Source organism: Pseudomonas sp. WS 5532 (assembly GCF_012985445.1).
Taxonomy (GTDB): Bacteria; Pseudomonadota; Gammaproteobacteria; order Pseudomonadales; family Pseudomonadaceae; genus Aquipseudomonas; species Aquipseudomonas edaphica.
Map to the genome: position 1 here is coordinate 431,140 of NZ_JAAQWK010000001.1, position 24,887 is coordinate 456,026.

23 protein-coding genes are annotated in these 24,887 nt (G+C 61.2%); 14 read left to right on the top strand and 9 right to left on the bottom strand.

All coding sequences use genetic code 11. The features are described from left to right. Positions 1-152 precede the first annotated feature (152 nt). The 3 genes from HBO23_RS02035 to HBO23_RS02045 are packed head-to-tail and all read right to left on the bottom strand — an operon-like array spanning position 153 to position 2,517. The gene (locus tag HBO23_RS02035; RefSeq protein WP_017136289.1) at positions 153-539 is read right to left on the bottom strand and encodes a hypothetical protein; all 387 of its coding nucleotides are present in this window, start codon (positions 537-539) and stop codon (positions 153-155) included. 7 nt (positions 540-546) lie between these two features. Continuing rightward, entirely contained in the window at positions 547-975 is a 429-nt protein-coding gene (locus HBO23_RS02040; RefSeq protein WP_017136290.1) for a DNA polymerase III subunit chi, read from the bottom strand. A gap of 51 nt (positions 976-1,026) precedes the next feature. Further along, the gene (locus HBO23_RS02045) at positions 1,027-2,517 is read right to left on the bottom strand and encodes a leucyl aminopeptidase (RefSeq protein WP_017136291.1); all 1,491 of its coding nucleotides are present in this window, start codon (positions 2,515-2,517) and stop codon (positions 1,027-1,029) included. A gap of 284 nt (positions 2,518-2,801) precedes the next feature. Between HBO23_RS02045 and lptF the strand changes: the two genes are divergently transcribed. The 10 genes from lptF (at position 2,802) to tadA (ending at position 13,360) form a co-directional block, all read left to right on the top strand. Next, positions 2,802-3,920, top strand: a complete 1,119-nt coding sequence (gene lptF / locus HBO23_RS02050) for an LPS export ABC transporter permease LptF (protein WP_017136292.1) — start codon at positions 2,802-2,804, stop codon at positions 3,918-3,920. Next, positions 3,913-4,992, top strand: coding sequence for an LPS export ABC transporter permease LptG (gene lptG / locus HBO23_RS02055; RefSeq protein ID WP_017136293.1), 1,080 nt, complete (start codon positions 3,913-3,915; stop codon positions 4,990-4,992). The genes lptF and lptG overlap by 8 nt, the downstream gene beginning before the upstream one ends. Before the next feature lie 151 nt (positions 4,993-5,143). Beyond that, positions 5,144-6,943 carry a translation elongation factor 4 gene (lepA, locus tag HBO23_RS02060; protein WP_003210439.1) on the top strand — a complete coding sequence of 600 codons (1,800 nt, stop codon included), beginning with the start codon at positions 5,144-5,146 and terminating at the stop codon, positions 6,941-6,943. Positions 6,944-6,948: 5 nt separating this feature from the next. Then, positions 6,949-7,803, top strand: coding sequence for a signal peptidase I (gene lepB / locus HBO23_RS02065; RefSeq protein ID WP_017136294.1), 855 nt, complete (start codon positions 6,949-6,951; stop codon positions 7,801-7,803). 152 nt (positions 7,804-7,955) lie between these two features. Next, positions 7,956-8,645: a ribonuclease III gene (rnc, locus tag HBO23_RS02070; RefSeq protein WP_017136295.1), complete on the top strand. Its 690-nt coding sequence runs from the start codon at positions 7,956-7,958 to the stop codon at positions 8,643-8,645. Then, a complete protein-coding gene (era, locus tag HBO23_RS02075; RefSeq protein WP_016978271.1) occupies positions 8,638-9,540 on the top strand; it encodes a GTPase Era in 903 nt (300 codons plus the stop codon). Before rnc ends, era begins: the two co-directional genes overlap by 8 nt. Positions 9,541-9,734: 194 nt before the next feature. Beyond that, on the top strand, positions 9,735-10,424 hold the full coding sequence (gene recO / locus HBO23_RS02080; RefSeq protein WP_099548483.1) for a DNA repair protein RecO: 690 nt from the start codon (positions 9,735-9,737) through the stop codon (positions 10,422-10,424). A gap of 51 nt (positions 10,425-10,475) precedes the next feature. Beyond that, positions 10,476-11,219: a pyridoxine 5'-phosphate synthase gene (pdxJ, locus tag HBO23_RS02085; RefSeq protein ID WP_017136297.1), complete on the top strand. Its 744-nt coding sequence runs from the start codon at positions 10,476-10,478 to the stop codon at positions 11,217-11,219. A 267-nt stretch (positions 11,220-11,486) separates the two neighbouring features. Further along, positions 11,487-12,863 carry a multicopper oxidase family protein gene (locus HBO23_RS02090; protein WP_170036334.1) on the top strand — a complete coding sequence of 459 codons (1,377 nt, stop codon included), beginning with the start codon at positions 11,487-11,489 and terminating at the stop codon, positions 12,861-12,863. Then, positions 12,863-13,360: a tRNA adenosine(34) deaminase TadA gene (gene tadA, locus HBO23_RS02095; RefSeq protein ID WP_170036336.1), complete on the top strand. Its 498-nt coding sequence runs from the start codon at positions 12,863-12,865 to the stop codon at positions 13,358-13,360. The genes HBO23_RS02090 and tadA overlap by 1 nt, the downstream gene beginning before the upstream one ends. A 140-nt stretch (positions 13,361-13,500) precedes the next feature. Here tadA and cmoB read toward each other — a convergent pair whose 3' ends face one another. The 6 genes from cmoB to HBO23_RS02125 all read right to left on the bottom strand — a co-directional run bounded on the left by cmoB (position 13,501) and on the right by HBO23_RS02125 (position 20,109). Then, complete coding sequence (gene cmoB, locus HBO23_RS02100) at positions 13,501-14,457, bottom strand: tRNA 5-methoxyuridine(34)/uridine 5-oxyacetic acid(34) synthase CmoB (RefSeq protein WP_170036338.1); 957 nt, start codon at positions 14,455-14,457, stop codon at positions 13,501-13,503. After that, positions 14,454-15,197, bottom strand: a complete 744-nt coding sequence (gene cmoA / locus HBO23_RS02105) for a carboxy-S-adenosyl-L-methionine synthase CmoA (RefSeq protein WP_017136302.1) — start codon at positions 15,195-15,197, stop codon at positions 14,454-14,456. The genes cmoB and cmoA overlap by 4 nt, the downstream gene beginning before the upstream one ends. Positions 15,198-15,233: 36 nt before the next feature. Continuing rightward, the gene (locus HBO23_RS02110; protein WP_099548485.1) at positions 15,234-15,890 is read right to left on the bottom strand and encodes a lysoplasmalogenase; all 657 of its coding nucleotides are present in this window, start codon (positions 15,888-15,890) and stop codon (positions 15,234-15,236) included. Between the two features lies 1 nt (position 15,891). Then, positions 15,892-16,281, bottom strand: coding sequence for a protease inhibitor I42 family protein (locus HBO23_RS02115; protein WP_170036340.1), 390 nt, complete (start codon positions 16,279-16,281; stop codon positions 15,892-15,894). 192 nt (positions 16,282-16,473) lie between these two features. Beyond that, the gene (gene lon / locus HBO23_RS02120; RefSeq protein WP_262378149.1) at positions 16,474-18,897 is read right to left on the bottom strand and encodes an endopeptidase La; all 2,424 of its coding nucleotides are present in this window, start codon (positions 18,895-18,897) and stop codon (positions 16,474-16,476) included. A 222-nt stretch (positions 18,898-19,119) separates the two neighbouring features. Further along, entirely contained in the window at positions 19,120-20,109 is a 990-nt protein-coding gene (locus HBO23_RS02125; protein ID WP_017136306.1) for a GntR family transcriptional regulator, read from the bottom strand. A gap of 335 nt (positions 20,110-20,444) precedes the next feature. On the opposite strand from HBO23_RS02125, the gene HBO23_RS02130 reads away from it, so the two are divergent. The 4 genes from HBO23_RS02130 to HBO23_RS02145 all read left to right on the top strand — a co-directional run bounded on the left by HBO23_RS02130 (position 20,445) and on the right by HBO23_RS02145 (position 24,857). Continuing rightward, complete coding sequence (locus HBO23_RS02130) at positions 20,445-21,776, top strand: amidase (protein ID WP_170036342.1); 1,332 nt, start codon at positions 20,445-20,447, stop codon at positions 21,774-21,776. Between the two features lie 11 nt (positions 21,777-21,787). Further along, positions 21,788-22,666, top strand: coding sequence for a polysaccharide deacetylase (locus HBO23_RS02135; protein ID WP_003234086.1), 879 nt, complete (start codon positions 21,788-21,790; stop codon positions 22,664-22,666). A gap of 78 nt (positions 22,667-22,744) precedes the next feature. Continuing rightward, positions 22,745-24,085, top strand: coding sequence for an MFS transporter (locus tag HBO23_RS02140; RefSeq protein WP_069786160.1), 1,341 nt, complete (start codon positions 22,745-22,747; stop codon positions 24,083-24,085). A gap of 10 nt (positions 24,086-24,095) precedes the next feature. Beyond that, positions 24,096-24,857: an SDR family NAD(P)-dependent oxidoreductase gene (locus HBO23_RS02145; RefSeq protein WP_099548488.1), complete on the top strand. Its 762-nt coding sequence runs from the start codon at positions 24,096-24,098 to the stop codon at positions 24,855-24,857. Positions 24,858-24,887 lie beyond the last annotated feature (30 nt).

Sequence of the window (24,887 nt, forward strand, 5' to 3'; positions counted from 1 at the left end):
GGCGCAGGGCGAGGCGAAGACGGGCTAGAGATGTATGTTGAGCAAATGTGGGAGCTGGCTTGCCTGCGATGGCGGTGTGGCAGTCACCAAAGGGTTCGACTGAGAAACCGCCATCGCAGGCAAGCCAGCTCCCACAGGGATCTAAGTAAGGCTCAGGACTGGTATTGGCTGAGCAACCGCTCCATGCGCGCATCCATTCGCCGTTTGATCTCGGCTTCAATATGCGGCGCAAAATCGTCGATCACATCCTGCATGATCAGTTGCGCGGCGGCACGCAGTTCATTGTCCAGGTGCAGCAGCAACGCGTCGGGCGCTTTTTCGGCGGCAGGTGCCGGTTCTGCAGTGGGGGCTGGTGTGACAGGTTCAGGTGCGGCAGGTTTGCCACCGACCATGTCGAACAACAGCGGAATCTGTACCTCGCCCTCGACCGATTCGGTCAGCAGCGGCGGTTGCAACTCATCATCACCGAGCAATTGACGGATCGACTCCAGGTCGTCCAGCAAGTGGTCGTCTTTTTTTAGCGGGTTTGGAGTGTCCATCGTGTGCTCAAAGTCGTTGTAGCCGGTGATCTTGCAGAGGATAGCCCTGTTCGCGGTAGAAACGGAAACTCTCCCGCGCGGCCTGACGAATAGCCGGGTCTTCGACCACCACTTCCGCCACGCGGGCAAAAGCCTTGGCAAAGGCCGGTACTTTCAGGTCGAGGTTCACCAGCAGGTCTTGGTGATCGCCGCAGTTGTCGCCCAAACCCAGCACAATCAGGCCTTCGGGTTCGGACTCGGCGGGGCCGTGGGGCACGAAGCTTTCGCCCTTGAAGCGCCACAGGCGGGCGTCAAGGTCTTCACGCTGAGCGGCATCGCTGCAATGCAGGTAGATGCGGTGGCCCATGCGCCAGGCTTTTTCGGTAAGTTTGCAGGCAAAGTCCAGGCGCGCAGAGGGATCGGCGCTGGGCAATATATAGAAGTCGACTTGGGTCATTGCGGTTCCTGAGACCGGGGCGCCGTGAAGGCCGCCCCGGAATCTTCAGTTTCAGGCTTTGGCGCGATCCAGCAGGTACTGGGTCAACAGAGGAACCGGACGGCCACTGGCGCCCTTGTCCTTGCCGCCGCTGGTCCAGGCCGTGCCGGCGATGTCCAGGTGCGCCCAGTTGAAGTTCTTGGCGAAGCGCGACAGGAAGCAGGCGGCGGTGATGGTGCCAGCTTTAGGGCCGCCGATGTTGGCGATATCGGCGAACGGGCTGTCCAGTTGTTCCTGGTACTCGTCGAACAGCGGCAGTTGCCAGGCGCGGTCGTCGGCAGCCTTGCCGGCGCTGAGCAGTTGCTCGATCAACTCGTCGTTGTTACCCAGCAGGCCCGAGGTGTGAGCGCCCAGGGCGACCACGCAGGCACCGGTCAGGGTGGCAATGTCGATCACGGCCTGTGGCTTGAAGCGTTCGGCGTAGGTGAGGGCGTCGCACAGCACCAGACGGCCTTCGGCGTCGGTGTTGAGGATCTCGACAGTCTGGCCGCTCATGGTGGTGACGATGTCACCCGGGCGTGCAGCACCACCGCTCGGCATGTTCTCGGCGCAGGCCAGGATGCACACCAGGTTGATCGGCAGCTTGAGTTCCAGCACGGCACGCAGGGTGCCGAACACGCTGGCGGCACCGCCCATGTCGTATTTCATTTCGTCCATGCCGGCGCCCGGCTTGAGGCTGATGCCGCCGGTGTCGAAGGTGATGCCTTTGCCGACCAGCGCGTAAGGCTTCTCGGACTTCTTGCCGCCGTTGTATTGCATCACGATCAGGCGTGGCGGCTGGTCGCTGCCCTGGCCCACGGCATAGAACGAGCCCATGCCCAGTTCCTTGATCTTCTTCTCGTCCAGCACTTCAACCTTCAGGCCCTTGAACTCCTTGCCCAGCGCCTTGGCTTGTTCGCCGAGGTAGGTTGGGTGGCAGATGTTCGGCGGCAGGTTGCCCAGGTCACGGGTAAACGACATGCCGTTGGCGATGGCGGTGGCGTGGGTGACGGCGCGCTCGACTTCAGCCTGGGCGGCCTTGATGGTCAGCAGGGTGATTTTCTTGATGGCGCGCGGTTCGGCCTTCTGGCTCTTGAACTGGTCGAAGACGTAACCGCCGTCCACCAGGCTTTCGGCCAGCAGGCGGGTCTTGCCGTAGCTGTCGCGGCCTTTTACTACGATTTCATCGAGGGCCAGCGCCGCATCGGTGCCGCCCAGGCCTTTAAGAGTGGTGAGGATACCGCTGATGATCTTGCGGAACGGGCGGTCGCCCAGTTCGGCGTCCTTGCCCACGCCCACCAGCAATACACGGTCGGCTTTGAGGTTGGGCAGGCTTTGCAGCAGCAGGCTTTGGCCGACTTTGCCGGCCAGGTCGCCGCGCTTGAGGACCGCGCTGATGGCGCCGCCGCTCAGTTCGTCCAGTTGCTTGGCGGCGGCGCCGAGCTTGCGCCCTTCGCCGACGGCGACCACGAGGGTGGCGGTTTTCAACGTTTCGGGGCTAACGCTTTTTACAACCAATTCCATTTTCGGGTCCCTTATTTAAGGTCTGTGAGCCTGGCGTCTGTACGCAGGCTTTGATGCTTGGCAGCTTTGTAAACCGCCCGCGACAAAGGCCGCAGTTTGAACCTCGCCAGAGCAGCCTGACAACCCTTGCAGCACGCTTTGTGCGCGCGTATGAGCAAGCACCGTGACAGGCGCGGTCAATCACAGGATAATGCGCAATCTTTTTAGCCGGCCCGTGCATGTGGGTCGACTCGGTATGCTTGCTTGTTTGGCCGCCTTAGCCTGACAACCCTGGAGTGTCTGGTTTGATCGTCTTCCGTTATCTGTCCCGCGAAGTCCTGTTGACCCTGAGTGCCGTGAGTGCGGTATTGCTGGTCATCACCATGAGTGGTCGTTTCGTCAAATTCCTCGCCCAGGCGGCCTCGGGCGCCCTGGATCCGGGCTCGTTGTTCCTGATCATGGGCTTTCGCCTGCCGGGTTTTTTGCAGCTGATCCTGCCGCTTGGCCTGTTTCTCGGCATCCTGCTGGCCTATGGCCGGCTTTACCTTGAAAGTGAAATGACCGTGCTTTCGGCCACCGGCATGAGCCAGCAGCGTCTGCTGGCCATGACCATGGTGCCGGCCACCGGCGTTGCGCTGGTGGTGGCCTGGTTGAGCATGAGCCTGGCGCCCCAGGGCGCCATGCAGTTCCAGCTGCTGCTGAACAAGCAGGATGCGATGACCGAGTTCGATACCCTGGAGCCCGGGCGCTTCCAGGCGCTCAACGACGGCACGCGGGTCACCTATACCGAAACCATGACCGACGACCGCTCTAACCTCGGCGGTGTGTTCATCTCGCAGAAAAACCTCGGCCTGAACCAGAAGGACCGCGGTATTTCGATTCTGGTAGCCAACAGCGGGCGCCAGGAAATACGCCCTGACGGTAACCGCTACCTGATCCTGGAAAATGGCTACCGTTACGACGGCAGCCCTGGGCTGGCGGAATACCGGGCGGTCAAATACGACACTTATGGCGTAATGCTGGCCAAGCCTGACATCAGTGAAGAGGTCACCGACCGCGATGCACTGCCGACGCTATCGCTGATCGGTAATCCCGAGCTGCGCTCCGTTGCCGAGCTGCAATGGCGACTCTCCCTGCCGCTGCTGGTGTTCATCGTGACGTTGATGGCGGTGCCGCTGTCGCGCGTCAACCCGCGCCAGGGCCGCTTCCTCAAGCTGTTGCCGGCGATCCTTTTGTACATGGCTTACCTGACCATCCTGATTTCCGCCCGTGGCTCCCTGGAGAAGGGCAAGCTGTCGCCAACCCTGGGCCTGTGGTGGGTGCACGGGATCTTCCTGGTGATCGGCCTGGGGCTGCTCTACTGGGAACCTATCCGTTTGAAAATGAAGAGCCGTCGTGGCCTGAAGGAGTTGGCTCGTGGCTAAGCTCGACCGCTACATTGGTAGCAGCGTACTGATCGCCATCCTGGCGGTATTGGGCATCATCCTTGGGCTGGCGTGCCTGTTTGCCTTTATTGATGAAGTGGGCAACGTCACCGACACCTATACCGTCACCCACGTATTGAGCTACGTGGCGCTGACCGCACCGCGTCGCCTCTACGACATGATGCCGATGGCGGCGCTGATCGGCTGCCTGATCGGCCTGGGCAGCCTGGCCAGCAGCAGCGAATTGACCATTATGCGAGCGGCGGGCGTTTCCATCGGCCGCATCGTCTGGGCCGTCATGAAACCCATGCTGTTGCTGATGGCGTGCAGTGTGCTGATCGGCGAGTACGTAGCACCACCGACCGAAGCCACGGCCCAGGCCAATCGTGCCCTGGCCCAGGGTTCGGGGGATGCGCAGAGCGCCAAGCACGGCCTGTGGCACCGCCAGGGTGATGAGTTTATTCACATCAACGCCGTGCAACCGGGCGGTTTGTTGGTGGGTGTGACGCGTTATACGTTCGACAAAGAGCGGCATATGCTGACCTCCAGTTTCTCCAAGCGTGCGCAGTACGACGAGGGGAAATGGGAGCTGTACGATGTCACCACGACGTATTTCCGTAATGTGGGGCAGGGCATCAAGGCCTACACCGAAGTGATCAATGTGCCGTCTGAACAGTGGGACATTGCCCTGAAGCCGGAACTGCTCAATACCGTGGTCATGATCCCGGAAAGCCTGCCGATCTCCGGTTTGTGGAGTTACATCCACTATCTCAAGGATCAGGGCCTGAACAATGGCCGTTACTGGTTGGCATTTTGGGTCAAGGTGTTGCAGCCGCTGGTCACCGCCGCGTTGGTGCTGATGGCTATTTCGTTCATCTTCGGCCCGCTGCGTTCGGTAACGCTCGGCCAGCGTGTGTTTACCGGCGTGCTGGTGGGCTTTACCTTCCGCATCGCCCAGGACCTGCTTGGCCCGTCGAGCCTGGTATTCGGTTTCTCGCCGCTGTTTGCGGTGCTGGTACCGACGGCGGTCTGCGCCGTGGCCGGGTTCTGGCTGTTGCGCCGGGCCGGTTGATACCGCGCTTATGCACAAAAAATGCCCCGCTCATATGACCGGGGCATTTTTGTTCTGGTCAGCAAAGATGACGCCCGGCCCGAGCATCAGGTACAATTCCCGGCTATTTTTCAGCGGGCAATCTGCCTGCAGCCTTTTTGAGTGTTGATCCGTGAGTGATTTGAGTCATATCCGCAATTTCTCCATCATCGCCCACATTGACCATGGTAAGTCGACGCTGGCCGATCGATTCATCCAGATGTGCGGCGGCCTTGCCGAGCGTGAAATGGAAGCCCAGGTCCTGGACTCCATGGACCTCGAGCGCGAGCGCGGCATCACCATCAAGGCCCACAGCGTTACCCTGTACTACACCGCAAAAGACGGTATCAAGTACCAGCTGAACTTCATTGACACCCCTGGCCACGTTGACTTCACCTACGAAGTCAGCCGTTCGCTGGCCGCCTGTGAAGGTGCCTTGCTGGTGGTCGATGCCGGCCAGGGTGTTGAAGCCCAGTCCGTGGCCAACTGCTACACCGCGATCGAGCAGGGCCTTGAGGTCATGCCGGTACTGAACAAGATCGACCTGCCCCAGGCCGATCCTGACCGCGTTAAAGAAGAAATCGAAAAAATCATCGGCATTGACGCCACCGACGCCGTCGAGTGCAGCGCCAAGACCGGCCTGGGCGTTGACGAAGTGCTCGAGCGCCTGGTCAAGACCATTCCTGCGCCTACCGGCAACTACGAAGATCCGCTGCAAGCGTTGATCATCGACTCCTGGTTCGACAACTACCTGGGCGTTGTTTCCCTGGTACGCGTGCGCCACGGCCGTGTGAAGAAGGGCGACAAGATCCTGGTCAAATCCACCGGCAAGATCCACCTGGTGGACAGCGTCGGTGTATTCAACCCGAAACACACCGCCACCACCGACCTCAAAGCCGGTGAAGTGGGCTTCATCATCGCCGGTATCAAGGACATTCACGGTGCGCCAGTGGGTGACACCCTGACCTTGAGCTCCACCCCTGACGTCGACGTGCTGCCGGGCTTCAAACGCATCCAGCCGCAGGTTTACGCCGGCCTGTTCCCGGTCAGCTCCGACGACTTCGAAGACTTCCGCGAAGCGCTGCAGAAGCTGACCCTCAACGACTCGTCGTTGCAGTACACCCCGGAAAGCTCCGATGCCCTGGGCTTCGGCTTCCGCTGCGGTTTCCTGGGCATGCTGCACATGGAGATCATCCAGGAGCGCCTCGAGCGCGAATACGACCTGGACCTGATCACCACGGCGCCGACGGTTATTTTTGAGCTGGCGCTGAAAACCGGTGAAACGATTTACGTCGACAACCCGTCCAAGCTTCCGGATCTGTCCTCCATCGAAGACATGCGCGAGCCGATCGTGCGGGCCAATATCCTGGTTCCGCAAGAGCACTTGGGCAACGTTATTACCCTGTGTATCGAAAAACGTGGCGTGCAGCACGACATGTTGTTCCTCGGTACCCAGGTGCAAGTGACCTACGATTTGCCGATGAACGAAGTGGTTCTGGACTTCTTCGACCGTCTCAAATCCACCAGTCGCGGCTATGCTTCGCTGGATTACCATTTCGACCGTTACCAATCGGCTAATCTGGTGAAACTGGATGTGCTGATCAACGGCGACAAGGTGGATGCACTGGCGCTGATCGTGCACAAGGACAACGCGCACTACAAAGGTCGCCAGTTGACCGAAAAGATGAAAGAACTGATTCCGCGCCAGATGTTCGATGTCGCGATCCAGGCCGCCATTGGCGGGCAGATCATTGCACGGACCTCCGTCAAGGCACTCAGAAAGAACGTACTGGCCAAATGCTACGGCGGTGACGTAAGCCGTAAGCGCAAGCTGCTTGAGAAGCAAAAGGCCGGTAAGAAACGCATGAAGCAAGTGGGCAACGTGGAAATTCCACAAGAAGCCTTCCTTGCAGTGCTCAGGTTGGATAGTTAGGTCCTATGTCACTAAATTTCCCGCTGTTGCTGGTCATCGCCGTTGCCGTTTGCGGTCTCCTGGCGTTGCTCGATCTGGTGTTCTTCGCCCCGCGTCGGCGGGCGGCGATCGCCTCGTATCAGGGCAGCGTCAGCCAGCCCGATGCGGTGGCAATCGAGAAACTGAACAAAGAGCCTTTGCTGGTTGAATACGGCAAGTCGTTCTTCCCGGTGTTGTTCATCGTGCTGGTGCTGCGTTCGTTCCTGGTGGAGCCGTTTCAGATCCCTTCGGGGTCGATGAAACCTACCCTGGACGTGGGCGACTTCATCCTGGTGAACAAGTTCTCCTACGGGATCCGCCTGCCGGTGCTCGACAAGAAAGTCATCCCGGTCGGTGACCCGCAGCGCGGCGATGTGATGGTGTTTCGCTACCCAAGCGACCCGAACGTCAACTACATCAAGCGTGTCGTGGGCCTGCCGGGCGACGTGATTCGCTACACCAGCGACAAGCGCCTGTTCGTCAATGGTGAGTCGGTAGCCGAGAAGTTGATCGGCACCGAGCCGAACACCCTGGGCAGCGCTGAGCTGTATCAGGAAAAACTCGGCGCAGTAGAGCACCAGATCCGCAAGGAAATGAGCCGCTACCGCTCGCCGCCCGACACCGAATGGAAAGTGCCTGCCGGGCACTACTTCATGATGGGCGACAACCGTGACAACTCCAACGACAGCCGGTATTGGGATGACCCTAATATCCCCAAGGACCTGCTGGGCATGGTTCCCGACGAGAACATTGTCGGCAAGGCCTTTGCGGTCTGGATGAGCTGGCCGGAACCCAAGCTCAGCCACCTGCCGAACTTCTCGCGGGTCGGGCTGATCAAGTAATACAGGCGGCGCTGTGAACACAGCGCCGAATGCTTTTCTGGGGTTGGGACAATTATTGGCCCAACTCCTTGCTGTACCAATCAGGATTTGAATTTGAACACTGCGTCAATCGTCGATGGCCGCCGGTGCCACCAAACAGAAATGGGTAAACCGTGAGCGTTTCTCTAAGCCGTCTCGAGCGCCAGCTCGGCTACACCTTCAAGGATCAGGAATTGATGGTCCTTGCCCTCACACACCGCAGCTTTGCAGGGCGCAATAACGAGCGCCTGGAATTCCTCGGTGATGCCATCCTCAACTTTGCCGCCGGTGAGGCGCTGTTCGAGCGTTTCCCGCAAGCGCGCGAGGGCCAGCTGTCACGCCTGCGTGCACGCCTGGTAAAAGGCGAGACCCTGGCCGTGCTGGCCCGTGGTTTCGGCCTGGGTGAGTACCTGCGCCTTGGGTCCGGCGAGCTGAAAAGCGGTGGCTTTCGCCGCGAGTCGATCCTGGCCGATGCCCTCGAAGCGTTGATCGGTGCGATCTACCTGGATGCAGGCATGGAGACCGCCAAGGAGCGCGTAGTCGCCTGGCTGGCGTCGGAGATCGAGAGCCTGACGCTGGTCGACACCAACAAAGATCCCAAGACCCGCCTGCAGGAATACCTGCAGTCGCGTGGTTGCGAACTGCCACGTTACGAAGTGGTGGATATCCAGGGTGAACCCCATTGCCGCGTGTTCTTCGTGGAATGTGAAATCACCTTATTGAATGAAAAAAGCCGAGGTCAGGGTGTGAGCCGTCGTATTGCCGAACAGGTAGCGGCCGCTGCAGCACTGATTGCCCTGGGCGTGGAGAATGGCCATGACTGATTCAACCGCAACACGCTGTGGCTATGTTGCCATCGTCGGCCGCCCGAACGTGGGCAAGTCCACGCTGCTGAACCACATCCTCGGCCAGAAGCTGGCGATCACCTCGCGCAAGCCGCAGACCACCCGCCACAACATGCTGGGCATCAAGACCGAAGGCAATGTGCAAGCGGTCTACGTCGACACCCCAGGCATGCACAAAGGTGGCGAGAAGGCGCTGAACCGCTACATGAACAAAACCGCTTCGGCGGCGTTGAAAGACGTCGACGTGGTGATCTTCGTGGTCGACCGCACCAAGTGGACCGACGAAGACCAAATGGTTCTGGAGCGCGTGCAGTACGTCACTGGCCCGTTGATCGTCGCGCTGAACAAGACCGACCGTATCGAAGACAAGGCTGAGCTGATGCCGCACCTCAGCTGGTTGCAGGAGCAACTGCCGAACGCCCAGATCATCCCGATCTCGGCCCAGCACGGCCACAACCTCGACGCTCTGGAACGTGTGATCGCCGAGCACCTGCCGGAGAACGAGCACTTCTTCCCGGAAGACCAGATCACCGACCGCAGCAGCCGTTTCCTGGCCGCCGAACTGGTACGCGAGAAAATCATGCGCCAGATGGGCGCCGAGCTGCCGTACCAGATCACCGTTGAAATCGAAGAGTTCAAGCAGCAGGGCAAAACCCTGCATATCCACGCGCTGATCCTCGTCGAACGCGACGGCCAGAAAAAAATCATCATTGGCGACAAGGGCGAGCGCATCAAGCGCATCGGCACCGAAGCGCGCAAGGACATGGAATTGCTGTTTGATTCCAAGATCATGCTTAACCTGTGGGTGAAGGTTAAAGGTGGTTGGTCCGATGATGAGCGCGCGCTGCGTTCCCTGGGCTACGGCGACCTGTAACCCTCCGCCTGATGGCGGGTGGGCTTGTTGTGGCGAGGGAGCTTGCTCCCGCTGGGCCGCGAAGCGGCCCCAACAAGGTCGGCGCGTTTTACCTGACGTAACTCTATGGCTGGTATAGGGGCTGCTTCGCAGCCCAGCGGGAGCAAGCTCCCTCGCCACAAAAGCGCTCTCCTTCTTTAGAGATTCCCCGTCTCATGTCCCAAACCCCACCCCCCAGCCAACTCGCCTACGTCCTGCACAGCCGCGCCTACCGCGAGACCAGCGCTTTGGTGGACTTCCTCACGCCCCAAGGCCGCTTGCGCGCGGTGTTGCGCAGTGCGCGGGGCAAAGCGGGTACGTTGGCACGGCCGTTTGTGGCGCTGGACGTGGAGTTTCGTGGCAAGGGCGAGCTGAAAAACGTCGGCCGCCTGGAGAGCGTCGGCACCTCGGCCTGGCTCAATGGCGAAGCGCTGTTCAGTGGCCTCTACCTCAACGAACTGTTGATCCGCCTGCTGCCCGCCGAAGACCCGCACCCCGCCGTCTTCGATCACTATGCCGCCACGCTTATGGCCCTGGCCGAAGGTCGCCCGCTGGAGCCGCTGCTGCGCGCCTTCGAATGGCGCCTGCTCGATGACTTGGGCTACGGCTTCGAACTGAGCAACGACCTGCACGGCGACCCCATCGCCGCCGACGGTATGTACCGCCTGCAAGTCGACGCCGGCCTTGAGCGCGTGTACCTGCTGCAACCGGGCCTGTTCCAGGGCACCGAGCTGTTGGCCATGAGCGAAGCGGACTGGACAGCCCCTGGTGCCTTGTCCGCCGCCAAGCGCCTGATGCGCCAGGCGCTGGCCGTGCATTTGGGCGGGCGCCCGCTGGTCAGTCGCGAGTTGTTTCGAAAGCCCTGACAAGCCCGTGTATGCTGTGCAGCGTTTCTTTCCCTTTTCAGGAGCGCTTCCGTGACCACCAGCAATCGCATTCTTCTTGGCGTCAACATCGACCACGTCGCCACCCTGCGCCAGGCCCGGGGCACCCGTTACCCCGACCCGGTCAAGGCCGCGCTGGACGCCGAAGAAGCGGGCGCCGACGGCATCACCGTGCACCTGCGCGAAGACCGCCGCCACATCCAGGAGCGCGATGTACTGGTGCTCAAGGACGTGCTGCAAACCCGCATGAACTTCGAGATGGGCGTCACCGAAGAAATGATGGCGTTCGCCGAGCGCATCCGCCCGGCGCATATCTGCCTGGTGCCGGAAACCCGCCAGGAACTCACCACCGAAGGCGGCCTCGACGTGGCCGGCCAGGAAGCACGGATCAAGGCGGCGGTGGAGCGCCTGTCGAAGATCGGCAGCGAAGTGTCACTGTTCATCGACGCCGACGAGCGCCAGATCGAAGCGTCGCGTCGCGTCGGCGCGCCGGCGATCGAACTGCACACTGGCCGTTACGCCGATGCCACCACGCCCACCGAAGTGGCTGAGGAACTGCAGCGCATCATCGACGGCGTCAAGTGCGGCCTCAACGAAGGCCTGATCGTCAACGCCGGCCATGGCTTGCACTACCACAACGTCGAAGCCGTGGCCGCGATCAAGGGCATCAACGAGCTGAACATCGGCCATGCGCTGGTGGCGCATGCGCTGTTCGTCGGTTTCAAAGGCGCGGTTGCCGAAATGAAAGCCCTGATTCTGGCGGCTGCCAAGCACTGATCAGACACTGGAAATCTCCTGTGGAGCGGGCTTGTGTGGGAGCTGGCTTGCCTGCGATAGCATCACCTCGGTAAAACTGAAAAACCGAGGCGCCTGTATCGCGGGCAAGCCCGGCTCCCACACAAGCCAGCTCCTACAGGAAATCTTCAGAGTCTTCATCGGCGTTTTCGCCATGCGGCAATGCGAAGCCTTACTGTTTAGCCGATGCAGGTGTATCGTATCTGCCCTTTGCGGGCCTCTGGCCTGCGGCAGATACGTGAGGTTGTTGTGTCCCGATCCTTTTCCCGTCGACAAATCCTGGGTGGCCTGGCAGGCCTGGCCGTCGTGGGCGTCGGTGCCGGTGGCGCCTATCGCTACTGGCTGGGGAAAGTCGCCGAGGCCAACGCGGGCCACGATTACGAGCTGATTGCCGCACCGTTGGACGTGGAACTGGTGCCCGGCCACAAGACCGAAGCCTGGGCGTTCGGCCCCTCGGCGCCAGGCACCGAGTTGCGTGTGCGCCAAGGCGAGTGGCTGCGGGTACGTTTTATCAACCACCTGCCGGTCGCCACCACCATTCACTGGCACGGCATCCGCCTGCCGCTGGAAATGGACGGCGTGCCCTACGTCTCGCAACTGCCGGTACTGCCCGGTGAATATTTCGACTACAAATTCCGCGTGCCCGATGCCGGCAGCTACTGGTATCACCCCCATGTGAACAGCAGCGAAGAACTTGGCCGTGGCCTGGTCGGCCCGCTGATTGTCGAAGAGCGCGAGCCCACCGGTTTCAAACACGAATGCACCTTGAGCCTGAAAAGCTGGCACGTGGACGAAGAGGGCGCTTTTGTCGCCTTCAGCGTGCCCCGTGAAGCGGCGCGTGGTGGCACGGCCGGGCGGTTGTCGACCATCAATGGCGTGCCCCAGGCGGTGATCGATCTGCCTGCCGGGCAGATCACCCGCGTGCGCTTGCTCAACCTCGACAACACCCTGACGTATCGCCTCAACATCCCCGACGTTGAAGCGCAGATCTACGCACTGGATGGCAACCCCATCGAGCCGCGCCCGTTGGGCAAAGAATACTGGCTGGGCCCGGGCATGCGCATTTGCCTGGCGATCAAGGCGCCACCGGCGGGTGAAGAGCTGTCGATCCGTAACGGCCCGGTGCGTCTCGGCACTTTCCGTTCAGTCGCCAATACCGACGCGCCGAGCGAATGGCCGCCAGCACTGCCCGCCAACCCGATTGCCGAGCCGGACCTGGCCAATGCCGAGAAACTCAACTTCAATTTCGAGTGGGTCGGCAGCGTGTCGGTGGATGACGGCAAACCGCCGAGCCTGTGGCAGATCAACGGCAAGGCCTGGGACATCACCGACAAGACTTGCGCCGACCGCCCGATTGCCAGGCTTGAGAAGGGCAAGAGCTACATTTTTGAATTGAAGAACATGACCCAGTACCAGCACCCGATTCACCTGCACGGCATGAGCTTCAAGGTGATCGCCTCGAACCGCCACAAGGTGATTCCGTATTTCACCGACACCTACCTGCTGGGCAAAAACGAGCGTGCGCGCGTGGCGTTGGTGGCAGATAACCCAGGCGTGTGGATGTTTCACTGCCACGTGATCGACCATATGGAAACCGGCCTGATGGCCGCCATCGAGGTGGCGTGATGCGCCAGATTCGCCCCGCAGCGATTATCGACCGCAGCCGCGACCAGCACTTCATGCGCGAAGCCCTGGCCCTTGCCGCCCAGGGCGCGGCACTTGGCGAAGTGCCCGTGGGCGCGGTGCTGGTGCAAGGCGGTGAAATCATCGGCCGTGGCTTTAACTGCCCGATCAGCGGCAACGACCCCAGCGCCCATGCCGAGATGGTCGCCATTCGCGCCGCTGCGCAGGCGATCAGCAACTACCGTCTGGTGGGCAGCACGCTGTACGTGACGCTGGAGCCGTGCAGCATGTGCGCTGGTTTGATTGTGCATTCGCGTATCGCGCGGGTGGTGTACGGCGCGCTGGAGCCCAAGGCCGGGATTGTGCAAAGCCAGGGGCAGTTTTTTACCCAGGACTTTCTCAACCATCGGGTGCTGTATGAAGGCGGGGTGTTGGCCGAGGAATGCGGCACGGTACTGAGTGAATTCTTCAAGGCCCGCAGAGCCAAGCCCACACTCTAAAGAACACCGAGGAGCCAATGTGGGAGCTGGCTTGCCTGCGATAGCGGTGCATCAGTCACTGATGAGTTGTCGGGCTGGCCGCCATCGCAGGCAAGCCAGCTCCCACATTTTGATCCCCATTTAGTCAGGGAAATCAGTGTTTATTTCTTGGCGATAATCACCGCCCGCATCGGCGCCGGCAGCCCTTCGATGGTCTTGCTGTGATCATCCGGGTCCAGGAAATCACTCAGCGACTGATACTTCATCCACTCGGTGCCGCGTTGTTCTTCAACCGTGGTCACGCTCACATCCACACAACGCACTTCACTGAAACCCGCGCGGCGCAGCCACAGCATCAGTGCCGGCACCGACGGCAGGAACCACACGTTGCGCATCTGTGCGTAGCGGTCTTCCGGCACCAGTACTTGCTGCTGATCGCCGTCCACTACCAGGGTTTCCAGCACCAACTCGCCACCTTTGACCAGTGTGTCCTTGAGCGCCAGCAGGTGCTCGATCGGCGAGCGGCGGTGATAGAACACGCCCATGGAAAACACCGTATCGAAGCCTTCCAGGTTCGACGGCAGGTCCTCAAACGGGAACGGCAAGTGCCAGGCCTTTGGCTCGGACAAGTAGCGCTGCACCGCCTGGAACTGGCAGAAGAACAGCCAGTTCGGGTCCACGCCAATGACGCTGTCGGCCCCCGCGCCGAGCATGCGCCACATGTAATAGCCGTTGCCGCAACCCACATCGAGGATGCGCTTGCCCTTCAAGTCCAGGTGCGGTGCAACCCGCGACCACTTCCAGTCCGAACGCCATTCGGTGTCCACGTGCACGCCGAACAGGTTGAACGGGCCTTTGCGCCACGGGCTCAGGCCCATCAGGGCGGTGTGCATTTGTGCGCGGGTAGCCTCGTCGCAATCGGTATCAAGCGTCAGGCCATTGAGCAAATCGACTTCGCTGGGCTGGATCTGCGGCAGTGCGTCCAGCGCACTTTGCCAGCGCTCCAGGTCGCCGTGACCCTTTTCCATTTTGCTGTCGAGCTGCGCTTGCAGGCCCTGGGCCCATACGGCCAGAGGAGTACCGACCAAGTGGCGGGCGAGGGGGGACAAATCAATCATGGCAAGGCAATCAACGAGGCAAAGTTAAGACACTGGAACCACGGCACGACTTTCGAGAACCCGGCCGCCAGCAGGCGTTCGCGGTGTTCTTCGAGGCTGTCGGGCTTCATGACGTTTTCGATGGCGCTGCGCTTCTGGGCAATTTCCAGTTCGCTGTAGCCGTTGGCGCGTTTGAACGCGATATGCAGGTCGGTGAGCAATGCGTGTTCTTCGGGATCGTTGAAACGCAGCTTTTCCGAAAGGATCAACGCCCCGCCTGGCAGCAGCGACTGGCGGATACGCCCGAGTAACGCCAGGCGTTGGTCAGGCGCGATAAATTGCAGGGTGAAGTTCAACGCCACCACCGAAGCAGGCTTAAATTGCAGCGCGAGAATGTCGCCCTCAATCACCTCAACCGGCAGCAACTCCTGGAACATCGAGTCCTGACCGTTGAGGTATTCGCGGCAGCGCTCGACCATGGCGGCGGAGTTATCCACTGCAATCACCCGGCAGCCGTCGGTGCGCACGTGGCGACGCAAGGCTTGGGTCACAGCGCCTAGGGACGAACCGAGGTCGTAAAGCACGCTGCCCGGCTGGGCAAATTGCGCCGCAAGCACGCCGAGGTTCTCGACGATGGTCGGGTAACCCGGCACCGAGCGCTTGATCATGTCCGGGAACACCCGCACCACGTCCTCGTTAAAGGCGAAGTCCGGCACCTGGGGCAGGGGCTGGGCGAATAGGCGATCGGGTTCTTTGCTCACGGTTGTTCCGGCGACGAGGGGGGAAAGGCCGGCATTTTAGCCAAGTTGGCCCTCATGTGCGCGGGTTGTCTGATGGAAAGCCGAAGCGGTAATACCCCACTGACCCAGCCAATAGGTGGTGATCAGCAAATACGGTGCCGCATCGAAGGCCAACACAAACCGGTTGATGCCGATCAGCGTGTCGGAAAACACAAACGACACCGCCCCCGCTGCCGCAAGCCATGCCGAGCGTTTGGGCACTTCACTGCCCAGCCGTGCGAGCGCACGCCAGAGCATGGCGCTGATCACCAGGGCGTAAACCACCACTGGAATCAGCAAGTCGCCGAGGCCGTGGGAAATCAAAATACTCAGCAGGATTGCCCCCACACCCAGCGCCAATACCAATGGCAACACCGCCAGGCGGCGGCAATCGCTGAAATAGGCTTTCAGATACGCCAGGTGCGCAAACAGGAACGCGCCGAGGCCAAAGATAAACAGGTCGCCCGGCCAAGCGAGCAGCACATCACCGACCAGGGAAAAAATCAGCCCCAGGCTGATCCAGCGTCGATAGTCAGTGGGCGGCGCATCATGCAGCCAGCCCAGCAGTGCCAGCACCGGCAGTGGTTTGACCAGCAGGCACAACAAGGTGGCGTGGGTGGTCAGGCCGTAGATAAAGGTGCCGGCGCCCATCAACGCAAGGATCAGCCATGGCATATCAGTTCACCGTAATGGCGCAGTCGAAGGTTTCGGCCGGTTCGGCTTCCGGCTCCCAGGGTTGCTGGGATGTCAGGCGCAAACGGCCCTGGCCGGCCGCGAAGGCCTGGAAGCGCCAGGTGGAGTGGCCACCGCCGCCGATCACACCGGATTCCGCGCTGCTGTAGACCTCCGGGCTCAAGGCACGCAGCACACCGCCCGCGGAATCCTGGATGGCCCAGCGGTAGCCGGTGGTGGGGTTGCTCGGCAGGGTGAGGATCAGGTTTTGTCCGGTTTTAAGCTGCAGCGGGCAGGCGCTCTGGTTGTCCACTGTGACGTTTAGCTTGGGGGCACTGGCGCATCCGGCCAGCAGGGCAAGGCTCAAGGGGAGAAGCAGGCGGGCAGCGGTCATGGAGGCTCCGTTGTGTGGCGACGAAGGGCGAGCATAACCGAAGATGAGACAAGGTGTGACAAGCAGACAGTGACAGAAACCTTTGTGGCGAGGGAGCTTGCTCCCGCTGGCCGCGAAGCGGCCCCGGCTTTGTTGGGACTGCTGCGCAGTCCAGCGGGAGCAAGCTCCCTCGCCACAGGGTTGGAGTGAAATTTAGAAGAGCACCTTCGCCACATCCGCAAAGCGCTTGGCAAAGTGTACCGTCATGCCTTCCTTCAGGTACTCCGGCAACTCCTCAAAGCTCCCGCGATTCGGCTCCGGCAAGATCAGCTCGTGAATCTTCTGGCGGCGCGCCGCAATCACCTTCTCGCGCACGCCGCCAATCGGCAGCACATGCCCGGTCAAGGTCAGCTCGCCGGTCATGGCCACGCCTTTTTTCGGCGGCTGGTTGCGTGCCAGCGACAGCAGCGCACTGGCCATGGTGACACCTGCGCTCGGGCCGTCTTTTGGTGTGGCGCCTTCCGGCACGTGCAGGTGTACGAAGGCTTCATCGAAGAACTTCGGATCGCCGCCAAACGACTTCAGGTTCGAGCTGATGTAGCTATAGGCGATCTCGGCGGACTCTTTCATCACTTCACCCAACTGCCCGGTGAGTTTGAAGCCGCGATTGAGCGTGTGGATGCGCGTCGCCTCAATCGGCAAGGTCGCGCCGCCCATGCTGGTCCAGGCCAGGCCAGTGATCACACCAGTGCCCGACAGCACTTGCTCGTTGCGGAACACCGGCATGCCCAATGAGCTTTCCAGGTCCTTGTTGCCGATCTTGATCACCGAGTCTGGCTCATCCAGCAGCTTGACCACCGCCTTGCGCACCAGTTTGCCCAGCTGTTTCTCCAACTGGCGCACCCCGGCTTCCCGCGCATAACCGTCGATCAACGCACGCAGGGCGCCGTCGCTGATGCTCAGGCTGGTTTTCGCCACGCCGGCTTTTTCCAGCTGCTTGGGCCACAGGTGACGCTTGGCGATGGCGACTTTTTCTTCGGTGATATAGCCCGACAGGCGAATCACTTCCATACGGTCCAGCAACGGGCCGGGGATCGAGTCCAGGGTGTTGGCGGTACACACGAACAGCACTTTGGACAGGTCCAGGCGCAGGTCCAGGTAGTGATCGAGGAATTCGACGTTCTGCTCAGGGTCGAGGGTTTCCAGCAGCGCAGACGCCGGGTCGCCCTGGAAGCTCTGGCCCATCTTGTCGATCTCGTCGAGCATGATCACCGGGTTCATCACTTCCACATCTTTAAGCGCCTGCACCAGCTTGCCCGGCAGGGCGCCGATGTAGGTGCGGCGATGGCCCTTGATCTCGGCCTCGTCGCGCATGCCGCCAACGCTGAACCGATAGAACGGCCGGCCCAGGGACTCGGCGATGGATTTACCCACACTGGTCTTGCCCACGCCCGGCGGGCCGACCAGCAGCACGATGGAACCGGCGACTTCGCCTTTGTAAGCACCGACCGCGAGGAATTCGAGGATGCGACTTTTGATGTCGTCCAGGCCTGCATGGTGTTTATCCAGCACTTTGCGCGCGTGTTTCAGGTCGAGCTTGTCCTCGCCATATACGCCCCACGGCACGGAAGTGGCCCAGTCCAGGTAGTTGCGTGTGACCGCGTATTCCGGCGAACCGGTTTCCAGGATCGACAGCTTGTTCATCTCTTCGCCGATGCGTTTTTGCGCCTGGGCCGGCAGCACTTTGCCCACCAGGCGTTGCTCGAACTGTTCGACGTCGGCGCTGCGGTCATCCTTGGTCAAGCCCAGCTCTTGCTGGATGACCTTGAGTTGTTCCTTGAGGAAGAACTCGCGCTGATGCTCACCGATCTTGCGGTTTACCTCGGCGGAGATTTCCTTCTGCAGGCGCGCGACTTCAACTTCCTTGCGCAGCATTGGCAATACTTTTTCCATGCGCTTGAGCATGGGGACGCAGTCCAGCACTTCCTGCAACTCGTTACCGGTTGCCGAGGTCAACGCGGCGGCGAAGTCGGTGAGCGGCGACGGGTCGTTGGGGCTGAAGCGATTGAGGTAGTTCTTCAACTCTTCGCTGTACAGCGGGTTGAGTGGCAGCAGTTCCTTGATCGCATTGATCAACGCCATGCCGTAGGCCTTGACCTCGTCGGTCGGCTGGGTGGGCTGGTGCGGGTATTCGACTTCCACCAGGTATGGCGGGCGATGGTGCTTGAGCCAGGTCTTGATGCGCACGCGGGTCAGGCCCTGGGCGACGAACTGCAGCTTGCCGTTCTCGCGGCTGGCGTGGTGCACCTTCACCAGCGTGCCGTACAGCGGCAGGCTGGAGGTGTCGAAGTGGCGCGGGTCTTCGGGTGCTGTGTCCATGAAAAACAGCGCAAGCGAGTGGTGGTCGGATTTGCTCACCAGCTCCAGGGTTTCGGCCCACGGATCTTCGTTGACGATGACCGGCAATACCTGCGCCGGGAAGAACGGCCGGTTGTGGATCGGGATGATATAGACCTTGTCCGGCAGGTTTTGCCCAGGCAGGGCCAGGCCGGTGTTGGACGAGGTTTCGTGCTCAGCGTTTTCGGGGTCGGCGTAATCGTTCAGGTCGATGTCCGGGAATTCTTGCTGGTCGCTCATGGGGCACCTGCATAAGGAAGTATGCAGGTTAGATGGGGCGGGGTAGCGGTGGTTTCAATGGTGGGCGTGAGATAGCAACATATTGCATGAAATTTCTAAAACGACGCTGAGTCCATGTGGGAGCTGGCTTGCCTGCGATAGCGGTGTGCCAGTTGATACATCGGGTGACTGATACACCGCCATCGCAGGCAAGCCAGCTCCCACATGTCAGACCGAGTGGCGTCAGCTGATTTTGTGCAGGTAAGCCGGCAGCGGCTGCTCCGGTAACACCGACAGCACCTTCAGGCGCTGCAACATCCGCTGCCGCGCCCGCTGCAAATGCTCGCGCAAATTCAGCGCCGCCGCATCAAATGCCCCATGCAGCAACAACTCCAGAATCAAGCGATGTTCGGCGAGCATGGCGGGATCTGCGCCGATTCCCAGTAAACGGTAAAAAATACGACTGATGATCATCGGGCTCTGGCCCTGGCGGATCAGCGCGGCGATCTTGCGGTTTTGCAAGCCGGCCAGGCAGCGTTGGTGCAAGTCCTCTTCGATCTGTTCGATGGTTTCCAGGCTGCAGTGTGGGCTTTGCTGGGCATCCAGCACGCGCTGCAACATCGCTTCGAGCATCTCGCGGTCCAGGTTCGGCGCGCTCTGGCGCAGCGCTTCGGGTTCCAGGCAGGCGCGTAGTTCGTAGTCTTCGGTGACTTCCCGCGCGGTCAACGGCCCGGCCAGCCACTGGGAGTAGGGTTCTTTTTCCACCAGGCCACGGTCGCGCAGGCGCATCAGCGCTTCACGCACCACCGCGCGGCTGACGCTGTAGTGGTCAGCGGCGGCTTGCTCGTCCAGGCGGTAGTGGCCAAAAGCGATACACGTGGACAGCGCCGCGCCGATCTCCTCGACGATCCGCTCACCCAGCGGCCGCGTATCCACCAACTCAGCTTCGCCATCAAGGCCCAGGTGCGCATGGCTCAGGGGCAAGCGCAGCGGCTCCATGACCAGGCCTTTGGGGTTGATCAAGTAACCTCGGCCATTGAAACGGCAGATCAAGCCCTCGTCATGCAGCAGGTCCAAAGCCTTGCGGACTGGAACGCGGCTGGTGCCGAACAGCTCGGCCAGCGGCGCTTCCAGCAACACCAGCCCGTGGCGCGCAGTGCCGTTAACGATCGCATCACGCAACAGTTGGTGAATCATCGCGTAACGGGAGGCCGAGGCGGACACTGCTTTCATCGTGTTCTCTTGGGCGTGTAGGAAAGTGGTCGGGGATTCTCTCATAGATGCACCTGTCACTCTGCGCTACAGCGGTGGCACTTTTTTGGGGCCGCCAAGAGAGAAACGTTACTTTTTGCACCAAAATGTATTTATTAATAAAAGATACATTATTTCAATTCGAGTCAGGCTCAGCACGTGCGCCGATATTTTTTGCAGCCTGCAAAACCATCTATCCCGCTGGTGTTGACGTTATGGCTTAGGAACACCACAACACGTCCAAAGAGACTGGCACGAAATCTGCCTTTGTAAAACGTACATTTTATTAATATGTACGTTTTGTGAGGGTCATCTTGATGTCAGACGCCACCTCAATGGCCCAAGCGTTCGCCAGCGGTCGCAACGACCCGGTGCAGGCACTGGAGCAGGCACTCGTCCACGCGAGCATGGCGCCCAGTGTCTTTATCTCCCTGACCGCCGAGCGCGCACGCCGTGAGGCCGAGGCTGCCGCCGCGCGCTGGCGTGCCGGGCAGCCTTTGAGCGCATTCGATGGCGTGCCACTGGCCTGGAAAGATTTGTTCGACGTGGCCGGCAGCATCACCACCGCAGGCGCCGCCTATCGCCGCAAGGCTGCGCCGGCCTTGGTCGATGCGCCCAGTGTCGGGCTGTTGTGCCGCGCCGGAATGGTCAGCCTGGGCAAGACCAATCTCAGTGAACTGGCGTATTCCGGCCTGGGCCTGAACCCGCATTTCGGCACGCCCCATAACCCCAATGGCAGCGATCAACCGCGCATTCCCGGCGGCTCGTCGTCGGGCTCGGCGGTCGCTGTGGCGGCGGGGATCGTGCCCATCGCCATGGGCACCGACACCGCCGGCTCGATCCGCATCCCCGCAGCGCTCAATGGTGTGGTGGGCTACCGCAGCAGCTGTCGGCGCTACAGCCGCGACGGCGTATTCCCGCTGGCGCACACCCTCGACAGCCTCGGCCCGCTGACCCGCAGCGTGCGCGATGCGCTGGCCATCGACGACCTGCTCAACGGCCGCACGCAACAGCACGTCGCCCGCAGCCTCAAGGGCCAGCACTTCGTCCTTGAGCAGGGCACGTTGGAAGACATCGAACCCGCCGTACGCAATAACCTGCTGCGCGCGGTGGACCAGCTCAAGGCTGCCGGTGCGCTGATCGAGGTGCGCGCGTCAGCCACCTTCCAGGCCACCCTCAACCTGATCAAGCAGGACGGCTGGCTCGGCTCATTCGAAGCCTTCGCCCTGCACGAAAACTTGTTGGACAGTTGCGATGCCGAGCAACTCGACCCGCGTGTACGTCGCCGCCTGGAGGCCGCGCGTGAATTGCCTGCCAGCCAATTACTGCACCTGATCGACGCGCGTCGCCGCTTGCAACTCCAACTGGTCGATGAACTCGACGGTGCCGTTCTCATTACCCCGACGGTCGCCCATGTCGCCCCGGCCCTTGCACCGCTGCAAGCCGATGACGAGCTGTTCGTCAAAACCAACCTCGCCACCCTGCGCCTGACCATGCCCGGCAGTTTGCTCGACATGCCTGGCGTCAGCCTGCCCAGCGGCCGTGATGCCCTGGGTTTACCCACCGGCCTGCTGCTCAGCGCCCCAAGCGGCGAAGACGCACGTCTGCTCAGGGCCGCACTGTCGGTCGAAACCACCCTGAATTTTTAAGGAGACATACCATGGCTAAAGACATTCTCTGTGCATTTGGCGTCGACGTAGACGCCGTCGCCGGCTGGCTCGGCTCCTACGGCGGTGAAGACTCGCCGGACGACATCTCTCGCGGCTTGTTCGCAGGTGAAATTGGCGCGCCGCGCCTGCTCAAACTGTTCGAACGCTACGGCCTGCGCACCACCTGGTTTATTCCCGGTCACTCAATGGAAACCTTCCCCGAGCAGATGAAAGCGGTGGCCGACGCCGGCCACGAAATCGGCGTGCACGGCTACAGCCACGAAAACCCGATCGCGATGACCGCCGAGCAGGAAGAAATCGTCCTCGATAAGTCGATCGAGCTGATCACCCAGGTCACCGGCAAACGCCCGACCGGTTATGTCGCACCCTGGTGGGAATTCAGCAAGGTCACTAACGAGTTGCTGCTGAAAAAAGGCATCAAGTACGACCACAGCCTGATGCACAACGACTTCCATCCGTACTACGTGCGCAAGGGCGACAGCTGGACCAAGATCGATTACAGCCAGCACCCGGATACCTGGATGAAACCTTTGGTGCGTGGCGAAGAAACCGACCTGGTGGAAATCCCGGCCAACTGGTACCTCGACGACCTGCCGCCGATGATGTTCATCAAAAAAGCCCCCAACAGCCACGGCTTCGTCAACCCGCGCCACCTGGAAGAGATGTGGCGCGACCAGTTCGACTGGGTTTACCGCGAACACGAACACGCGGTGTTCACCATGACCATCCACCCCGACGTGTCCGGCCGCCCGCAAGTGCTGTTGATGCTCGAGCGCCTGATCGAACACATCCAGAGCCATGCCGGCGTGCGCTTCGTCACCTTCGACGAAATCGCCGACGACTTTATCCGCCGCCAACCGCGTACCTGATCTGAGTCATCCGTTACCTGTGGTTCAGGTTCCACCTTGGCTAGTCGGCATTTGCCCCAACCCTGCGAGGCGCGATTTATGTCCATCTACAACAAGCTTGACCTGACTGGCTGGAAACCCCGGCAACTGACGTCGCAAGAGGTGCGCTTTGCCACCTGGATCGCGTTTTTCGCCTGGGTGTTTGCGGTGTATGACTTCATCCTCTTCGGCACCTTGCTGCCGGAGATCGGCCGGCATTTTGGCTGGGGTGAAGTGGAGCAAGCTGAAATCGCAACATGGGTGGCGGTGGGCACAGCGGTGGTCGCCTTTGCGATTGGCCCGGTAGTGGACAAGTTGGGCCGGCGCAAAGGCATTATTTTTACCGTGGCAGGTTCCGCGCTGTGCTCGGCACTTACCGCGATTGGCGGTGCGTGGGGCAAGTCGCCGCTGATTCTGATTCGTTCGCTGGGCGGCCTGGGCTATGCCGAGGAAACCGTCAATGCCACGTACCTGAGCGAGCTGTATGGCGCCTCGGAAGACCCACGACTGACCAAGCGCCGCGGGTTTATCTACAGCCTGGTGCAGGGCGGCTGGCCGGTGGGCGCGTTGATCGCTGCCGGGTTGACCGCGCTGTTGCTGCCGATTATCGGCTGGCAGGGGTGTTTCATCTTTGCAGCGATCCCGGCCATCGTGATCGCGATCATGGCGCGCAAGCTCAAGGAGAGCCCGCAGTTCCAGATCCATCAGCGCATCAGCGAACTGCGTAAAAGCGGCGCGGTAAAAGAAGCGCAAAACGTCGCTGTGACTTACGGCGTCGACTACGACGAACACAGCAAGGCTGGCCTTAAAGCCGCCTTCCGTGGCCCGGCCCGGCGCGCCACGCTGGTAATCGGCGCCGCGTTGTTGCTCAACTGGGCGGCCATCCAGGTGTTCAGCGTGCTCGGCACCTCGGTGATCGTCAGCGTGCACCATATTTCGTTCGAGAACTCGCTGATCATCCTCGTGTTGTCCAACCTGGTGGGTTACTGCGGCTACCTGACCCACGGCTGGATGGGCGACAAGATCGGCCGCCGCAACGTGATCGGCCTGGGCTGGATGCTCGGTGGCCTGGCATTTGCCGGGATGCTGTTTGGCCCAAGCAACATGCCGATGGTGGTCGGGCTTTACAGCCTGGGCCTGTTCTTCCTGATCGGGCCTTACTCGGCGGCACTGTTCTTTATCAGCGAGAGTTTCCCGACCAGCATCCGTGCCACCGGCGGCGCGATCATCCATGCCATGGGCCCGATTGGTGCAGTGGTCGCAGGGTTTGGCGCCACCCAGGTGTTGTCCGCCGGCAGTGACTGGCAGACCGCCGCGCTGTGGTTCGGCGCGCTGCCGTGCTTCTTGTCCGGTGCGCTGATGTTTGCCGCACGCCATGTGCGTCCGGAAACCGTTCAGTAAGGAGTGTTAGATGAGCCGTAAAGTTGCCTTGATTACCGGTGCCGCCAGCGGCATCGGCCAAGCCCTCGCCGTGGCGTATGCGCGCAGCGGCGTGGCGGTGGTCGGCGGGTATTTCCCGGCCGATCCCCATGACCCGCATACCACCGTGGCCCTGGTGAAAGAAGCCGGTGGCGAATGCCTGATGTTGCCGCTGGACGTGGGCAATAGCGCCTCGGTAGACGCCCTGGCCGAGGCCGCCGTGCAGCACTTCGGCCGCCTCGATTACGCCGTGGCCAACGCCGGTTTGCTGCGCCGCGCGCCGTTGCTGGAGATGACCGATGAGCTGTGGGACGAGATGCTCAATATCGACCTCACGGGGGTGATGCGCACCTTCCGCGCTGCAAGCCGGCACATGAAAGAGGGCGGCGCGCTGGTGGCGATTTCATCGATTGCCGGCGGTGTGTATGGCTGGCAGGAACACAGCCATTACGCGGCGGCAAAAGCCGGCGTGCCGGGGTTGTGCCGTTCGCTGGCGGTGGAGTTGGCGGCGTTGGGGATTCGTTGCAATGCGGTGATTCCGGGGTTGATCGAGACGCCGCAGTCGTTGGATGCGAAGAATTCTTTGGGGCCGGAAGGCTTGGCCAAGGCCGCCCGGGCGATTCCGTTGGGCCGGGTAGGGCGGGCGGATGAGGTGGCGTCGCTGGTGCAGTTTTTGACCAGTGAGGCGTCGAGCTATTTGACTGGCCAAAGCATCGTCATCGACGGTGGTTTAACCGTGCGCTGGCCCGACTGACGGTACTCGATCTAAACATGTGGGAGCTGG

Coding starts and splice junctions, on each gene's coding strand:
- HBO23_RS02035 (WP_017136289.1), bottom strand. CDS start 539: ATGGACACTCCAAACCCGCTAAAAAAAGACGACCACTTGCTGGACGAC.
- HBO23_RS02040 (WP_017136290.1), bottom strand. CDS start 975: ATGACCCAAGTCGACTTCTATATATTGCCCAGCGCCGATCCCTCTGCG.
- HBO23_RS02045 (WP_017136291.1), bottom strand. CDS start 2,517: ATGGAATTGGTTGTAAAAAGCGTTAGCCCCGAAACGTTGAAAACCGCC.
- lepB (WP_017136294.1), top strand. CDS start 6,949: ATGTCACTAAATTTCCCGCTGTTGCTGGTCATCGCCGTTGCCGTTTGC.
- era (WP_016978271.1), top strand. CDS start 8,638: ATGACTGATTCAACCGCAACACGCTGTGGCTATGTTGCCATCGTCGGC.
- recO (WP_099548483.1), top strand. CDS start 9,735: ATGTCCCAAACCCCACCCCCCAGCCAACTCGCCTACGTCCTGCACAGC.
- tadA (WP_170036336.1), top strand. CDS start 12,863: ATGCGCCAGATTCGCCCCGCAGCGATTATCGACCGCAGCCGCGACCAG.
- cmoB (WP_170036338.1), bottom strand. CDS start 14,457: ATGATTGATTTGTCCCCCCTCGCCCGCCACTTGGTCGGTACTCCTCTG.
- HBO23_RS02110 (WP_099548485.1), bottom strand. CDS start 15,890: ATGCCATGGCTGATCCTTGCGTTGATGGGCGCCGGCACCTTTATCTAC.
- HBO23_RS02115 (WP_170036340.1), bottom strand. CDS start 16,281: ATGACCGCTGCCCGCCTGCTTCTCCCCTTGAGCCTTGCCCTGCTGGCC.
- lon (WP_262378149.1), bottom strand. CDS start 18,897: ATGAGCGACCAGCAAGAATTCCCGGACATCGACCTGAACGATTACGCC.
- HBO23_RS02125 (WP_017136306.1), bottom strand. CDS start 20,109: ATGAAAGCAGTGTCCGCCTCGGCCTCCCGTTACGCGATGATTCACCAA.
- HBO23_RS02130 (WP_170036342.1), top strand. CDS start 20,445: ATGTCAGACGCCACCTCAATGGCCCAAGCGTTCGCCAGCGGTCGCAAC.
- HBO23_RS02135 (WP_003234086.1), top strand. CDS start 21,788: ATGGCTAAAGACATTCTCTGTGCATTTGGCGTCGACGTAGACGCCGTC.
- HBO23_RS02140 (WP_069786160.1), top strand. CDS start 22,745: ATGTCCATCTACAACAAGCTTGACCTGACTGGCTGGAAACCCCGGCAA.
- HBO23_RS02145 (WP_099548488.1), top strand. CDS start 24,096: ATGAGCCGTAAAGTTGCCTTGATTACCGGTGCCGCCAGCGGCATCGGC.